Below are 16,093 nucleotides of genomic sequence, written 5' to 3'. Positions count from 1 at the left end.
TTCCAACCTAGGCGTATTTCTCCCTAGATTGCTCAAGTTCAGATAACGGCTGATTCCGTCAATAATTACTAGATTACTCGTTCACTATTGAAGTTCAAAGGTGGTAAAATCATTTCTCGTGTTAGGAAGCTCACACCCTTGGCTTCCCTCTCTGTAAACCGTAAAAATGATTCCATGTCCTTATCGTTACTTTTTCGTTCATGTCTATTTGTTAACTTATTATAGTTATCAACTTTTTAAAAAGCAAGCCTATTTTTACTAACTATTTTTAAGAAATTTTTTTATTATATTTCACAATAGCATTATGCAACTGCCACTCAATTTATCTATTTTGTTATTTCTCCAGTTTGTAAATCAACGGTTCGTATATAAATTCCCCATTCTAAAACCCGTACATATCCGCTCCACAAAACTATATCAATAAAATTTTTAATACAATCTTTTTGTATAACTTTCTTCTAAAGAACGTGCAACATCTTCTTCTGAAGTATTCACTTTCGCATGCTCCAGTAACATTTTTGCTGCTGAAGGTAACTCTTTTTTATTTAACCAAGATTCTGGATCCCACATCTTAGAACGAATAAAAGCTTTTGCACAATGAATATAACACTCTTCTATTTCAACAACAATTCCAAGCAATGGATTACGTCCATTCGCCTGCATTTCTTTCAAAACTTCTTCGTCGTTTGTAATATACGCTCGGCCATTTATTCTGAGTGTCTCCCCAAGACCTGGAATAAAAAAGATTAATCCTACACTTGGATTGGAAATAATATTCAAAATGGAGTCTATACGGCGGTTTCCTGGTCTTTCCGGAATAATAATTTTACTATTATTTAATATGTAAACAAATCCAGGTGCGTCTCCTCTCGGCGAGGCGTCACACTCCCCCAACTTATTTGCAGTAGATAATACTAGAAAAGGAGATTTAGAAAGAAAATCTATGCAATGGTGGTCTAATGATGAAATAACTTTTTTCAATGCTCGCTCACTTGGTTGCCCCAATATTTTCCGTAACTCTTCCTCTGTTGAAATAATCGATTTTATTTCCATACGCTCTATCTCCACTTATAACCACTCCTTTTTCTTTATTTTCCCAAAATTCAATACCAATATTGTATAATAAAATTTGAGGAAAGGGGAATTAAAATGACAGAGTGGTTAACAATATTTGATCCTGAAAGAAATACACTTGGGAAGAAATTACGTGACGAAGTGCATCGTGACGGTGATTGGCACGAAACATTTCATTGTTGGTTTGTAGAAAAAGATAATGAAGATATGTTCTTATATTTCCAATTACGCTCTAAAAATAAAAAAGAAGCTCCATGTATATGGGATATTACTTCAGCTGGACATATTATGCATGATGAAGATGTACAAATTGGTGGCCTTCGTGAAATCGAAGAAGAATTGGGGCTTTCCTTTCAAACTACTGATTTAATATACAAAGGCATCTTTAAAATAGATTATGAAATTTCAAATCTTACTGATCGTGAATTTTGTCATATGTATTTTCACAATGTCAACAATCCACTTCCATTCGCACCAGGTGAAGAAGTAGACGATGTGATGAAAGTACATACAACTCCTTTTCTACAACTATTAAAAGGAGAGATTTCATCTTTAACGACGATTTCAGTCCTAAACAATAAACCGATTACGATAACATTTGAAGATATTTATCCGTATGATCTTGCATACTATGAATTTGTTGTTGAACAAGGAAAAGAACTACTAAAAAATAATAGTTTGTAAATATAATAGGACTCCTATCTATCGTTGACTGAGAGTCCTATTTTCCTTATCATCATTGTTCAATTGTCTTTAATCTCTTCTCTACTCGCCTAAATAAGTGAATGATTAACAATACCATGACCGCCATAATCACTGCTGTTGTATGTGGATATCTAAACAGTATACTAATAATACTTCCAATTAACATCATGATGAATCCGTTTTGCTTCATCACTTCTGCACTATACCTATTACCCGCATCCCATAATTCCTTATTTTTCATGGATCGTTTCGTACGATAACCATATGCTGCGTTAATATCCGTTGGTGGATTTTTTTGAAGGATAATTGCAGCAAGTATAAATATAACACCGATCAATATGCTTATTCCTACGTTTACTAATGCATAGATCAATTATACCCCCCCTAACTTACACCCTCATTATACGACACGACCCCTTTTTTTCCAATTTATAACACCTTCAATTTCTTTCTTTTGATGTCTGGAACATACTCGGAAGTGTTACAAAACGTGCCCCTTTCGTTTTTAACTGCGGAATGATTTTGTCTAGTGCATCTACAGATCCTTGTAGATGCCCACCTGGTGTTGAATGCTGAAGGATGACACTTCCTGGAAATGAATTCCCTAATACATTATTTGTAATCGTATCAGCGCTTACACCTTTCCAATCAACTGTATCAACACTCCACTGTACAATCATAAAATTTTGCTCTGTCGCCCACTTCAATTGATTTTCAAGTATTTCACCGTATGGCGGACGTATAAACTTTGGTGCATAACCAGCTAAACGATTTAATATTTCTTCTGTTTTTATAATTTGATTACGGTACTCATCCTCATTTACTTTCGCTAAATTTGGATGACTATACGTATGATTACCAATTACATGCCCTTCATTTGCAATACGCTTTACTACGTTTGGATACTTTTCTGCGTTTTCACCAAGCAGGAAGAAAGTCGCTTTCACATTATGTTGTTTTAACTTATCTAATATTTTTGGCGTAAAGACTAAATCTGGCCCATCATCAAATGTAAGGGCTACTTCCGCTTTATTGTAAGAACCTGAAAATGCATACGCATATTTTTCGACCCACGAAAATGGTGTCCATGATCCACGCTCATATGCTTTCATTGATACTTCATAATTTTGAGGGGTATATACGTAAGGTAATGAGCTTTTATAGTCTCCATAATAAAATGAGTTATATGGCATATAAGCATACGAAACATCTCGTTCTAGTCCCCATTGATATGGAACGAACATTTCTGGCGAATAAAAATAATACATGATAAAAACCTCCCTAAATTTTCATATGTGATTCATCTGCACTTTGTTAGAGAAATTGTTATTCATAAGCAAAAATAAGACTGTCCGTTAACAGGACAGTCTTACTGCTTTATATTATTAATAAATCGATGTACTATCTTTTGGCAAAGCTTTCACATGTTTTAAATAGTTCGTCACTTTATCATCATCATCATCTTGCGGATATTGATATCCATATGTGTTAGCAATTTCATTCGCCACTTCCCTAAATAAATCACCCATGACAAAGAATGACTCCCATATGTTTTCATATTCTGCATTAGAAAATGTTCTTTTAAATTGCACCCACATATCTTCTTCAATATATTGCTCGAAATGCTTTCCAAACTTACCTGCATTAACTGTAAAATCTGTTTTCATACCAACATGCCATTCTAGCATTACGATGAACATATCTCGTACTGGACCATCAAGCATCCCTTTCGCATAAGAAAGTTCTTCTCTCCATAGTCCTTTCCCTACATTCGTACTACACCACCAAAATTCATTACAGCAATCCAAAAACTCTTTTTCTGTAGGCTTTTTTATTAAGTAATCTTTATCGCTTGCTGGCGGGAATCCTTCCATACAATTATCTTTATTGAGAAGTAATTTACTTAAACTATCTTGTCCAACGAACTTTTTTATTAACTCAACTGGAACTAGCGTTAAATCAATCCGATTCCCATCCATGAACTGCATCAAATACGGAAACTTCCCATCTTCATCTGGTTGAACTAACGACATTTCTTCTGGCATTTGTACTATCATTATTTCTCCAAATCTATGAATCCAATTATGATTAGACGTAAAAGATTGTATATCATTTACAACATACATAATATCATAGTCTTGAAAACAATCTCTTTTCACATTTGGATTTACACGCGATCCATTCATGATAACTGCTCGAATTCTTCCATCCTCTTTTGCTGTATTAATAATTAAGTCTAGCATTTCTTTTTCAGTTCTCATCTACTCACAACCTCCAATTTTTTAATATATAATATAGTGCTATACTGGAGGGCCACGAGCTAATCTCGTTATACACGATACAAGTTATAATTTTTCAAACATCTTTTTCATTCCATCTGTCTCCTTACATCATTCTTTTACGATTGCCATTACAAATCCATCGTATCCCTTACTTCCGACAGTTTGAAGCGCTGTAGCACTAACACGTGGCTCTGCAGCTATTAATTCATAGAAACGACGTATCCCTTGTACACGAGGATAGTTACTAGTATCATTAATAACTTCTCCTTCACGTACTACATTATCTCCAATAATTACGGTACCAGGGCGTGATAGTTTCAGTGCCCATTCAAAAATAAGTCGGATTATTTTGTTTATCAGCATCTATGAAAATAAAGTGAAACTTTAATCAGTGGGGGGCATCCCCACTGATTATTAGTTGAACCAATCGGGCGTTTACGGGCAGTTGATCTCCCACCTAACTTCTTTGCTCCAGCCGACCTTTGAGGTGGGAGTCTTACTGCCCGTTAATACGGGATAAAATCAAACGGTTCATACTTCTCGTTTTCTATTTGTTGTAAAGAATCTAACGCTAATCCTGTTCGTATTTCAATTTTATCATTCAAATTAGCACGTTCAATATTGCTACGTGCAATTTCTGCATGTTTTTCATTTGCTTCCAATGTAACAACTTGGCCTCCAGATGGTAAGCCCCTTGCAATCCATATCGTGCTATATCCGCCTGGAGTACCAATTTCCAAAATGTTTCGAGCTCCTTGAATTTGTACTAATAGTTGTAAAAACTTCCCTTGCGTTGGCGATACATCATGTGCCGGTAAATTAGCTGCAGCATTCGCTTGAAGGACCCTTTCTAATGTAGAATCTTTCGGTATTAATACATCACTCATATATTGATCAACAGCCGTCCATTTCTCAATTGTACTCATGTAAATACCATCCCTTTCAATTTCCCAATGCTTTCTACCATTCACTTTTAATTATACCGAAAATTCTGTCTCGAATACAAAAAGTAAAGAAGGGACATCTCCCCCTTACAGAATAGATATCCCTTCTTTTAAAGTTAAATTTAATTCCTATGGATTAGTAGACCAAAGCCCAGCAGATTTAATAAATGTACGTTTATTTAATTTTAGCTGCGCTACGATAAATTCTGCAATATCTTCTGCTTGCATTACTTTATCAGGGTTTCCATCAGTTAATCCTAAATCAACAGCCATATCTGTTGCTACTGTACTTGGTGTTAAAGCCGTTACACGAATGTTATGCTTACGAACTTCCATCGCTAACGATTCAGTTAAACCAAGAACACCAAATTTAGAAGCACTATATGCACTTGTTACAGGTGCACCTTTTTGTCCTGCTGTAGATGAAATGTTAATGATATCACCAGATTGTTGTTCAATCATGCTCGGTAAAGCAGCACGAGTTGCATAGTATACACCCATTAAGTTTACTTGAATGATTTTTTCCCAATCAGCAACGTCTAGTTCTAAAAACTTACCAAACTTAGAAATACCAGCGTTATTAATTAAAATATCGATAAATCCTAAACCATTTTTTAACGTTTCAATCGCAGTAGTCACTTCTTCGTATGAAGAAACATCAGCAGTTGCAATAACAGCTTTTACGCCTTCTGCTTCTACTTCTTTCGCTACAGCTTTTAAGTTTTCTTCTGAACGAGCTAATAGGCCTACATTTACGCCTTCTTTCGCTAATGCAATTGCGACAGCGCGACCAATCCCTCTACCTGCTCCTGTAATTAAAGCATTTTTGCCTTGTAATAATTCTGCCAAGTATAACACTCCTTAATCATCTCAGTTATGTATTATATTAAAATTGTATCTATGTTTATGTAAAAAGGCAATGATGCACTTTCATGTGCGTAGGTTACTTTTAGGTAACTATAGAAAATTACTATGCATTCATTGCACGTATTTATCATTATTCATGCAAAATAAAGACACCCTCCTCATAAAAGAGTGTCTGCGTATGAAATAAAAAATGGTTCTTTATCACTACACTATTTTTCTTCATAATTAGGAATACGCACAATAAATTCAGTACCTTTTCCTTCCTCACTCTCCACTTTTATCTCTCCTTGATGAAGGTCGAGTACTTTCTTTACAATAGCTAAACCTAAGCCACTTCCTCCATAGGCACGATTTCGTGAAGAATCCGCTTTATAAAAACGCTCAAAAATATGTTGTTTCTGTTCTTCAGATATACCAATTCCTGAATCACGGATACGCACTTCCACTACTGTTTCATGTTCCTTTAACTGAATAATAATCGTACCACCGCTTGGAGTAAATTTAATACTATTATGAATTAAATTAATCCACACTTGACTCATACTTTCTTGATCAGCAATAACATGTACTTTTTCTAAATCTAGTTCTAACTCAATTTCTTTTTCAGCCCAGAGTGGTTCACTATTTAACACAATTTGCTTTAACTGCTGATCTAATCGATAACTCACTCTTTCTGGTATATACTCTTCTGATTCTAAAAGAGTTAGCTTTAATAAGTTTTGACTTAGTTTAGCTAATCTCGTTGTTTCAGTTTCAATAATGGTAAGATAATGCTTTCTTTTTTTCTCAGAAAGATTATCGTCTTGTAGTGCTCTAGCAAACCCTTTTATAGAAGTTAATGGTGACTGTATTTCATGAGAAACATTCGATACAAATTCTTGTCTCATTTTCTCCATCGTATTCAGTTCATCTGTCATATCATTTATACTTTTTACGAGCACGCCAATTTCTCCATCATACTTTTCTTCATTTCGTATTTTTACGGAGAAATCTCCTTTTGCAATTTTTTGTATCGGTTCAATAATAGTCCAAATCATTGCCTCTCGTTTTGGCCTCATTAATATTCCAATTAATGTCCAAATAAGAATAATAAATACAAAACCGACCATATCACTAATTAGAAAGGCAACAAACGGCGATACGTTTACGTCAAAAGCATTCAATATACTAGTTGCTACATAAAATGCGATAGACCGAATGATAGTAAGAAAAGAAAAGAGCGCTAATACCGCTCCAAATACTTTCAGCATCTTCAACTTACTCATTCGTTTTCCTTTTCTCATTTACTTACCTCTAAGCGATACCCTAATCCTCTTATTGTTTTAATACTAAATTTCGACTGCTCTTCTTGAAACTTCTCACGTAACCGATTAATATGAACGTCTAGTGTACGTTCATTCCCTTCAAAATCATATCCCCATATTTCTTCAATTAATTGCTCTCTCGAACAAGTTCTTCCCGATTTAGACCCTAAAGTAAAGAGCAGCTCAAATTCTTTTAACGGTAACGTAACCGTTTGTTCTCCAGATGTAACTTCGAATGTTTTACGATTTAATAATACATTTCCAACTTGAATCAATTGTGAAACTGTAATTTGGTAACGTTTCAATAATGCCTGTACTCTCACTACTAGTTCTATAGGGTCAAATGGCTTTACAAGATAATCATCTGTCCCAAGGTGAAATCCTTTTACTTTTTGTGATGTTTCCCCTTTGGCAGTTAGCATCAGAACCGGGATATCATAGTATTTTCTTAATTCAAAACACACATCAAATCCATCCATATTTGGCATCATGATATCAAGAATAACCATATCGATTTTTACGTCATCCATTTTCCGAAGTGCATCTACTCCATCGATTGCCTCATATGTTTGAAAACCTTCTCGTTCTAAAAATACAGAAACGAGTTCCCTAATGTGTGGATCGTCGTCTACTATTAAAATTTTAGGTATCAAAGGAACCATTTCCTTTCTACTTAGCATCTAATATATTTTTTTAAATGAATCATCAGTGGAGTAAAATCCCACTGATGATTCATTTTATAATGCACCCTCTTTAATTTTCAATTGTTGCGTTGCAAACTCGCGATACATATCATGCGTCTGTAATAATTCATCATGCGTACCACTACCTGTAAGATTCCCTTTTTCAATAAAGATAATTTTATCTGCATCTACAACAGTAGAAAGTCTATGCGCGATCACTAACGTTGTTCTGCCTTTCATTAAGTTATTTAACGCTTTTTGAACGACAGACTCAGATTTACTATCTAAGCTTGAAGTTGCCTCATCGAGCATAAGAATTTGCGGATTTCGAAGTAACGCCCGGGCAATGGCAATTCGCTGTCTTTGTCCACCAGAAAGCTTCACACCGCGTTCTCCAACTTCTGTTGCATAACCGTTTGGTAAGTCATGAATAAATGCATCAACATATGCCATTGCTGCTACTTTTTCAATTTCTTCATCCGTTACTTCGCCTTCAACGCCGTAACAAATATTATCACGAATCGTTCCATCGATTAACGGACTATCTTGTGATACGTAACCAATTTGACGTCGCCATGACTGTAATGAATAACTCGTAATTGATTCTTTTCCTAATTTAATGGCACCGCTAGTTGGCTCATAAAAACGTTCCAGTAATGAGAATAACGTTGTTTTCCCACTACCACTTGGTCCTACAATCGCTGTCACTTTTCCAGATTCAATTGTGAAATCAATATTTTTCAAAACTTGCTCTTCTTCGTTATACTCAAAATGTACATTTTCAAGAACGATCGGCTGCTTAGCATTTGTCACTTTCACACCAGTTTCATGATCTTCTACTTCATATTCTAAAATCGTACTAATTCTTTCAGTTGCACCAATTGCCTTTTGAAATTGTGTAAAGAACATAGATAATTGACTCATCGGCATTATAATTTGAACTAAATATAAAATAAACGCTACAAGTTCACCAGTTGTTAATGCACCGCTAGAAACTCTCATCCCGCCATATCCTACGATAATAACAAGTAGTGCCATTAAAACAAACGACATAACTGGCGAAATTAATGCTTGCACTTTTCCTTCTTTCAAACCAAATTGTAATAACTTTTGTATACCTGTATTACCCGTTTCATATTCTCTTTTTTCTGTATTTGAAGATTTCACTAAACGAATTTCTGATAACACTTGCGTTAACACACTTGTAAAAGATGCCGTTTCATCTTGAAGCGCTTTTGAAATCTTATACATTTTTCGTCCAAGTGGAACTAAAATTAATACAGACAACGGAATAACCGTTAAAAGTAACGCAGTCATTTTCCAATCTAACACAAATAATACAATTAACGATCCAACAATTGAAATACCACCTGTTAATAAGTTTGACAAATGCTCAGAAATTAACGTTTTCACAACACCTGTATCATTCGTCATACGGCTAATCGTATCACCTGTTCTATTTTGATCGTAATAAGATACCGGCAAGATAAGTACCTTTTTCCACAAACGTTCTCTTAGTCCCGCTACAATCTTCTGACCGATGTAATTTAGTAAATATATAGATAACCCTGCCGCAATAGTTTGCATTACAAAGAAAGCAACTAACCCAACAATTTGTCCTGCACTAATTGAAGAAAGCGAAAAATTATCTACTAATCCTTTTGTTAGCATGGGAATAAATAAACTCGCTCCCGTAGAAAGCAAACTCATTAATAATGCAAAAACTAAAATTCCTTTCGGAGGATTTGTATCTTGAATAAGGCGTAAAAACTGCCTCCAACTCCCTTTTTTCTTCATTTCATTTCTAACTTCCATTCCTGTTCATCTCCTCGTGTTAAACAAATCTGTTCTTTCTAAAATTAGAATACGATACAAATGTAAACTGAATGTAAACACACTTTTTCTATTTTTACAAAATATACATAAAAACTCATCTTTACAACAGATATAAACATCTGATATTATTACCTGGTACTTAATATTATTCTATGTAAATTATAAATAATTTACAACACGATATAAATCTCCAGTTAGTGAAAGGAGTATCCTTTTTGCAAACAAATATACATTCTGAAAAGGAAACAATTATTTTTATTCATGGATTAGTTGGCAATCGTCGCGCCTTCAAAAAGGAGCAAAAACGATTTTCTGCCTCCTACAACATTATAACTTATGACTTATTAGGTCACGGTGATGATAAAGGAGAAGCAATCGACTTTTCATTACAGCGCCTCGTAGATCAATTATTAAACTTATATGAACAAGAAGGTATTAAAAAAGCTCATATTTGTGCGCTAAGTTACGGCTGTTACATTTCTACAATTTTTGCACAAATGCATCCAGAAAAAGTATTAAGTATTTGTCATATTGGAGGACATTACAATAACCCTTCTCGCTTATATAACGTATTCCAAAAATTTTGGGAGAAACGAGGAGATGAATACTCTAAATGGCTCTCTCAATACGCAAATACTATTTTTCCAAGTGGTATACTAAAATCAAATCCGTTTGCAGTCATTTCAAGAAATATTTACTACCGTTTCGGATTACAATTACATTCATCCATTATCGCCCAGTCATTACGACATCGGTTAGAATTCGATTTAAAGTCTAAATTAAAATCACTTCCTCACCCTATACTATGGGTAATGGGAGAGCATGATCATCTCTATAAATCTTGTCTATTTGATTTGAAATCTATTTTACCTAACGTTCTATACAAGGAAATACCTTTAGCAGGACATGCAGCTAACTTATTTCGTCCTAACTATTTCCACGACTTATATGATCGATTTTTAAATGGAAAGTTAAAATAAAAACTATTAAACTTCCAATTCATTCAACTATAAAAAGGCTTCCCAAGTTTCCTTGGAAAGCCTTTTCTCTATACGAAAAGTATATAAACTACTTTTTCTTAATATGCTTTTGTGTAACCAGTTAGATGTTTAGCCCAGTAAGAGTTATTAATTGAACTAATTCTTACACCAACTTGGTCATTCTCCGCACTAATGAACTGACCATTTCCTAAATAAATACCCATGTGAGAAAGACCTTTTTTATAAGTATTAGAGAAGTATACTAAATCACCTGGTTGTGGATTGCTAGTTTTTGTTTTAGAGCTCCAGTATCCAGCAACTGTTTGACGAGCGCCTTTATGACCAGTTTGATTTAATACGTAGTGAATGAATCCACTGCAATCGAAACCATCAGGAGTTTCACCACCGAATACATATTTTGAATGATCTAAAGATCTAGCGAATCCAACGATTGAAGATGTATCTCCACCTGTTGTTGGTTTTTGAACGTTATTTGTAACGTTGTTTACTCCACCTTTTACAAACTTAACGAAGTCTGCACTTACGTAACCCGTGCGGCCGTTATGGTTAATTTTGTACCAGCCATTTTCAGCACCAGTAACGTTTAATACTTTACCATTTGTTACTCCACCGATTACAGCGTTGTATGTAGCTGGGCCTGTACGTACTTTTAAAGCACCAGTGTTAACAACATAAGAACCACCAGTTTGAACTGTTGTAGTATTGTTGTTTGTAGTTGGTTGTTGTGTTTCGTTAGATACAGCAGAACCACCTTTTGTTACGAAGTCTTTGCTTACGTATCCAGTTCCACCATTGAAGTTGATTTTAAACCAATCTTGTACTTCACCTACAACTTGTACTGTTTTACCTTTGTTTACAGAACCTAATACTGTATGAGATGTACTTGGGCCTGTACGTACGTTAAGTGAAGAAACGTTTACTGTGTAAGTACCTGTTCCTTGTTGAACAGTCGTTCCTGTTTTGCCACCAGTCGTTACGAAGTCACCACTTACATAACCTGTTTGACCATTTACGTTTACTTTGAACCAACCATTTTCTTGTCCAACTACTTGTAGCACTTGACCTGATTTCACTTTAGAAATAACGTTATGTCCTGTACCAGCACCTGAACGAACATTTAATACATCAGCAGTTACTGTGTATTTTAATTCAGAAGTTGTTTCTACAGTTTTTGTTTCAGTTACAGTCGTTTGAGTTTGAGTTTGAGTTTGTCCATTAATTTCTTTTAGCGCTTCATTTGAAACTTGTGCATGAGCAGAATCCATTCCTGGAACTGCAACGCCAGCTACAGAAGCTGCTGCTAAACCTGCAATTACTTTTTTCATAAGTTGTCTTTACTTCCTTTCCCTACTATCCTCTTAAAAAAAACTTAAAACTTTAATACTTTACAATATTATCAAAGTAAAATATTCATCCAGTTCCATTTTTTAGCAAGAGTTTTATTTTTCACACAGAGTTCATTTTAAATGAACAAAGTGAAATCCGCGTGAACTTCATGTGAACTTTATCATTAAATATAGTGTTTTTGCAATGGTTTTTTCAAATTTCTTATATATCGCATGAAAATTCGACATTCTATTTAATATTTTAATATAAAATATCCCTTTTCTATCTATTACAAAAAATTCTATTAACCTAATACAAACTAAAGTATGTATTTCCTTATAAAGCTCCTTACATGAAGTATACTTTCATCATGACAAAAATCACTCTATTTATCAATAGTATAATATTTTTAGAAAACTAATTTTCTATACTATCTACAATTTTGAAATAATTTGACGAATTGTAAGATTTATTTCACAAAAGTCATTTCTCCTTTAAAGAAAACACACACTATATCAACTGTTCTCTTTTTCCAATAATCGAATTTACAGGACGTTTATAGTATTATATACATATCTTAATAAAAAAGAATTTTAGCGAACTGATTAAAGTTTCATTCCCTTATAAAATGAAACTTTAATCAGTAAGGGGTTTATACATCCTCCGCTAATTATTAACCCTCACCACTCGGGTTGCCCATTAATGCGGAGTTTTATTTGAATAAAAAGAGGAGGCATATTTGTGAGAAATATAATAGATGATCCAATACAAAAAAATATAGAGCTATACTATGCTTTTATTCAATTCGTTTCAATGATAACATTACAAAAAGTATCAGCAATTGAAACACGTAAAAATGAATTAAAGAATCAGATGAAAAATGCCGAACAAAAAAACCCTTACTACTTATAAAAGGTGAACAGGTTATATTCCTGTTCACCTTTTATCAAATTATTTATAAATTTTCACACGGTTTTCTAACGGTTGGAATTCTTTTTCACCAGCCTGTACTACCGGTTTACCAAATGGCATTTGCGCAGTTAGTCTCCAATTTTCTGGAATATCCCACTCTTTTCTCACTTTTTCATCAATTAGCGGATTGTAATGCTGTAACGTAGCACCAAACCCTTCAATTTCTAAAGCTGTCCAAATTGCAAATTGTAACATTCCTGATGATTGCTGAGACCAAGTTGGGAAATTATCTTTATATAATGCAAAGTTTGCTTGAAGGCCTTCCACTACTTCACTGTCTTCAAAATATAAAACCGTTCCATAACCACTTTTAAATGCATTCATTTTTTCTTCAGTAGGTGCAAAGTTATTTTCAGGTACAATTTTTCTTAACGTTTCTTTCGTAATATCCCATAATTTATCATGTTGTTCTCCTAATAAAACAACAACACGAGCACTTTGAGAATTAAAAGCTGAAGGTGTATGTTTTACAGCATGATAAATCACTTCTTGAATTTTCTCATCAGAAACTACTTGCTCTTTACTAATTGCATAAATAGATCTTCTGTCTTCAATTGCTGAGTAAAAATCTTTTGCCATCATAATTCCCTCCAATTTTCAATTGAGGCTATTTCATATGTATACATCATATTACGCCCCTCAAACTTATTATTAATAAGCTTATAACTTTATAATATCACAGCAACAAATAAACTCAAATGATAACACTTGTATTTAGAATCTTTTTCCTTTTTAAAGTTAAAATAAAAAGACTGTTTATTGTTATCTAAAATTAGTAACAACAAACAGCCTTACTTATGTAGCGATCTAGATTGGTATTTTACTTACTTAATTAACTAATCCAAATGCATACGACATTAACTTATTCGTCTCTGTAAAACGTTTTGTTTTACTTGAGGTCCCCATGACTACTGTAATCATTCTGTTATCACCTTGCTTGGCAGTCCCAGTAAAACAATATCCTGCACTATCTGTAAATCCTGTTTTTAGTCCGTCCATTCCTTCTATATATAAACTTTTATTATTTTTGTTTAACATGTCGTTTGTGCTTATAACATTAATATTATTAAATGCTAGCTGACTTTGACGCAAGTGAGTCACTTCTAATATTTCCGGATAATCTTTTATAAGATGATACGCCAATTGTGCTACATCAGCAGCCGTCATTTTTGTTTCACTTCCATCTGGCTCTTGTAATCCAGAAGCATTTGCAAATTTAGCATGTTCCGACATTTTTAACTGTTTCGCTTTTGCATCCATAAGCTGAACGAAATCTTTCTCCGATTTTGCCATATGTTCTGCTAAAGCCACAGCTGAATTATTAGCTGACTCAATCATTAATGCATGATATAAATCTTTAACAGTTAATGTGTCATTAACTTGTACTGGGATTCTCGCTCCCTCTGTTTGTGCCGCCTTCGCACTCATTTTAACTGGATCTTCCCAGCGAACTTTCCCGTTATGTATACTCTCTAGTAGGAGATACGCTGTCATCATCTTAGACATACTAGCCGGTGCAAAAGCTTCATTTTCATTATATTGATAAATAATATCTCCATCACTCGCATCGATAATCATAGCCGCTTTTGCGTTAATTTCTGGTGGGATGTACTTTGGCGGGACTACTTTTTCAGTAAATCCTGCTTTAGGTAGTTCTGCCACTTGCAAAGGTTGTCCTTCTACATTCGCTACGCTCTTTTGATTTCCTTGGAATAAGAACCAACATATCCCTAAAATAATGACTAATAGGACTGTCATCCTTCCCCATTTTAACCGATTCATTTCAAAACTCCTTTAGCAAACCTTTTATACACTCACATTTAACCTTAACAACAATTCCTTTATACAGTCAAGGTAAAAAGTATATTTATTCATATACAGTAATTATTATTTTAATTTGTTTATGTTTCACTTATAATACTGAAATATAAGAATATTCAACAATAAAATCTTGTAAATAAACTATTTAATAGAAGGGATTCATTCAAATGCTACTTCCAAAATCATTGCAATACGGAGACACAATTGGGATCTATTCCCCTTCTTCACCAGTAACTTACACTTCTCTAAAAAGATTTGAACGAGCAAAATCTTACTTACAACAGAAAGGGTTTCATATATTAGAAGGTTCATTAACAGGTCGATATGATTTTTATCGTTCTGGTAGTATACAAGAGCGCGCTGAGGAACTAAATGCCTTGATAAGAAATCCTAATATTTCTTGTATTATGTCAACAATTGGTGGGATGAATTCAAATTCACTATTACCTTATATTGATTATGATGCTTTTCTAAATAACCCTAAAATAATGATTGGATATTCAGATGCAACTGCTTTATTACTAGGAATTTATGTTAAAACAGGAATTCCTACATTTTATGGGCCAGCTCTCGTCCCTTCCTTTGGCGAATTTGAACCTTTTGTTAATTGCACATACAAATATTTTGCAGAAACTTTACTACATGATCAATCTCTTCCTTATCATATAAAACAACCATTATTTTGGTCAGATGAATTTATTAATTGGGAAAAAAAGACGAAGGAGAAAGAACTTCGACCAAACAATTGGATTTCAGTAATTGATGGAAAAGCTACTGGGCGTATTATTGGCGGGAATTTAAACACGATACAAGGAATTTTTGGTAGCCCCTATATGCCACATATTCAAGAGGGCGATATTCTCTTTATTGAGGACAGTTCAAAAGATGCAGCTACTATCGAAAGAAGCTTTTCATTCCTTAAAATTAACGGTGTATTCGATAAAATTTCAGGTATCATTCTTGGAAAACATGAGCAATTTGATGATTGTGGTACAAATTGAAAACCTTTTGAAATACTATTAGAAGTACTTCAAAATCAAAGAATTCCTTTTCTAGCCGACTTCGATTGTTGTCATACACATCCAATGATTACCATGCCTATCGGTGTTCAAGTAGAGTTAGATGCAACAAATAAAACGATACATATTGTAGAACCTTGGAAAAAATGAATGCATGGCTTCTATTGTTTTACAATAAAAGCCATGATACTATATACTTTGGAATGTGAAAGATTAAACAAAATACGTTCCAATATCTATCATTAGAAAAATTAGGTAT

Annotated in this window: 14 protein-coding genes, 3 pseudogenes and 1 other annotated feature (1 of these 18 only partly in view); of the genes and pseudogenes, 4 read left to right on the top strand and 13 right to left on the bottom strand. The window is 34.0% G+C overall.

Annotation, left to right across the window (positions count from 1 at the left end; all coding sequences use genetic code 11):
- Positions 1–196: a binding site (T-box leader), on the bottom strand (it extends 36 nt beyond the left edge of the window).
- Positions 197–429: 233 nt separating this feature from the next.
- Positions 430–1,068 (bottom strand): pyridoxamine 5'-phosphate oxidase family protein, encoded by a 639-nt coding sequence (locus tag CN409_RS05040; RefSeq protein WP_017763042.1) that lies wholly within the window; start codon positions 1,066–1,068, stop codon positions 430–432.
- Between the two features lie 81 nt (positions 1,069–1,149).
- On the opposite strand from CN409_RS05040, the gene CN409_RS05035 reads away from it, so the two are divergent.
- Positions 1,150–1,758, top strand: coding sequence for an NUDIX hydrolase (locus CN409_RS05035; RefSeq protein WP_000141355.1), 609 nt, complete (start codon positions 1,150–1,152; stop codon positions 1,756–1,758).
- Positions 1,759–1,810: 52 nt separating this feature from the next.
- Here CN409_RS05035 and CN409_RS05030 read toward each other — a convergent pair whose 3' ends face one another.
- From CN409_RS05030 to CN409_RS04990, 9 genes and pseudogenes are all read right to left on the bottom strand, one after another.
- On the bottom strand, positions 1,811–2,149 hold the full coding sequence (locus tag CN409_RS05030) for an SdpI family protein (RefSeq protein ID WP_025989011.1): 339 nt from the start codon (positions 2,147–2,149) through the stop codon (positions 1,811–1,813).
- Positions 2,150–2,219: 70 nt separating this feature from the next.
- Positions 2,220–3,047, bottom strand: a complete 828-nt coding sequence (locus tag CN409_RS05025; protein WP_086389938.1) for a peptidoglycan-N-acetylglucosamine deacetylase — start codon at positions 3,045–3,047, stop codon at positions 2,220–2,222.
- Between the two features lie 117 nt (positions 3,048–3,164).
- Complete coding sequence (locus tag CN409_RS05020; RefSeq protein WP_097980838.1) at positions 3,165–4,040, bottom strand: aminoglycoside 6-adenylyltransferase; 876 nt, start codon at positions 4,038–4,040, stop codon at positions 3,165–3,167.
- A 129-nt stretch (positions 4,041–4,169) separates the two neighbouring features.
- Positions 4,170–4,437 (bottom strand): annotated as a pseudogene (locus tag CN409_RS05015) (O-methyltransferase); the annotation flags it as partial.
- 145 nt (positions 4,438–4,582) lie between these two features.
- Positions 4,583–4,987, bottom strand: a pseudogene (locus CN409_RS05010) (O-methyltransferase); the annotation flags it as partial.
- A gap of 147 nt (positions 4,988–5,134) precedes the next feature.
- Positions 5,135–5,854 carry a 3-ketoacyl-ACP reductase gene (locus CN409_RS05005; protein ID WP_140159796.1) on the bottom strand — a complete coding sequence of 240 codons (720 nt, stop codon included), beginning with the start codon at positions 5,852–5,854 and terminating at the stop codon, positions 5,135–5,137.
- Between the two features lie 227 nt (positions 5,855–6,081).
- Positions 6,082–7,155 (bottom strand): envelope stress sensor histidine kinase HitS, encoded by a 1,074-nt coding sequence (gene hitS / locus CN409_RS05000; RefSeq protein WP_141527685.1) that lies wholly within the window; start codon positions 7,153–7,155, stop codon positions 6,082–6,084.
- Positions 7,152–7,829 (bottom strand): envelope stress response regulator transcription factor HitR, encoded by a 678-nt coding sequence (hitR, locus tag CN409_RS04995; protein WP_140159798.1) that lies wholly within the window; start codon positions 7,827–7,829, stop codon positions 7,152–7,154. Before hitR ends, hitS begins: the two co-directional genes overlap by 4 nt.
- 84 nt (positions 7,830–7,913) lie before the next feature.
- On the bottom strand, positions 7,914–9,674 hold the full coding sequence (locus CN409_RS04990) for an ABC transporter ATP-binding protein (RefSeq protein ID WP_079245452.1): 1,761 nt from the start codon (positions 9,672–9,674) through the stop codon (positions 7,914–7,916).
- A 236-nt stretch (positions 9,675–9,910) separates the two neighbouring features.
- Between CN409_RS04990 and CN409_RS04985 the strand changes: the two genes are divergently transcribed.
- Positions 9,911–10,675: an alpha/beta fold hydrolase gene (locus tag CN409_RS04985; protein ID WP_001194305.1), complete on the top strand. Its 765-nt coding sequence runs from the start codon at positions 9,911–9,913 to the stop codon at positions 10,673–10,675.
- Positions 10,676–10,773: 98 nt separating this feature from the next.
- On the opposite strand, the gene entFM is transcribed toward CN409_RS04985, so the two are convergent.
- The gene (gene entFM, locus CN409_RS04980; protein ID WP_086389933.1) at positions 10,774–12,021 is read right to left on the bottom strand and encodes an enterotoxin EntFM; all 1,248 of its coding nucleotides are present in this window, start codon (positions 12,019–12,021) and stop codon (positions 10,774–10,776) included.
- 742 nt (positions 12,022–12,763) lie between these two features.
- Here entFM and CN409_RS04975 point away from each other — a divergent pair.
- Positions 12,764–12,934 (top strand): hypothetical protein, encoded by a 171-nt coding sequence (locus CN409_RS04975; protein WP_029442033.1) that lies wholly within the window; start codon positions 12,764–12,766, stop codon positions 12,932–12,934.
- Positions 12,935–12,973: 39 nt separating this feature from the next.
- On the opposite strand, the gene CN409_RS04970 is transcribed toward CN409_RS04975, so the two are convergent.
- Both CN409_RS04970 and CN409_RS04965 read right to left on the bottom strand, forming a co-directional pair.
- Complete coding sequence (locus CN409_RS04970; protein ID WP_170955779.1) at positions 12,974–13,576, bottom strand: nitroreductase family protein; 603 nt, start codon at positions 13,574–13,576, stop codon at positions 12,974–12,976.
- Positions 13,577–13,822: 246 nt separating this feature from the next.
- Complete coding sequence (locus tag CN409_RS04965; RefSeq protein WP_086389931.1) at positions 13,823–14,776, bottom strand: D-alanyl-D-alanine carboxypeptidase family protein; 954 nt, start codon at positions 14,774–14,776, stop codon at positions 13,823–13,825.
- Between the two features lie 206 nt (positions 14,777–14,982).
- Between CN409_RS04965 and CN409_RS04960 the strand changes: the two are divergent.
- Positions 14,983–15,984: pseudogene (locus CN409_RS04960) on the top strand (S66 family peptidase).
- The last annotated feature ends 109 nt before the right edge of the window (positions 15,985–16,093 follow it).

Origin of the sequence: Bacillus sp. AFS012607, from assembly GCF_002558005.1 — a bacterium.
In the GTDB taxonomy this organism is placed as follows: Bacteria; Bacillota; Bacilli; order Bacillales; family Bacillaceae_G; genus Bacillus_A; species Bacillus_A thuringiensis_S.
Note: the sequence above shows the minus strand (reverse complement) of the source record. Positions and strands in the feature narration are given on the sequence as shown.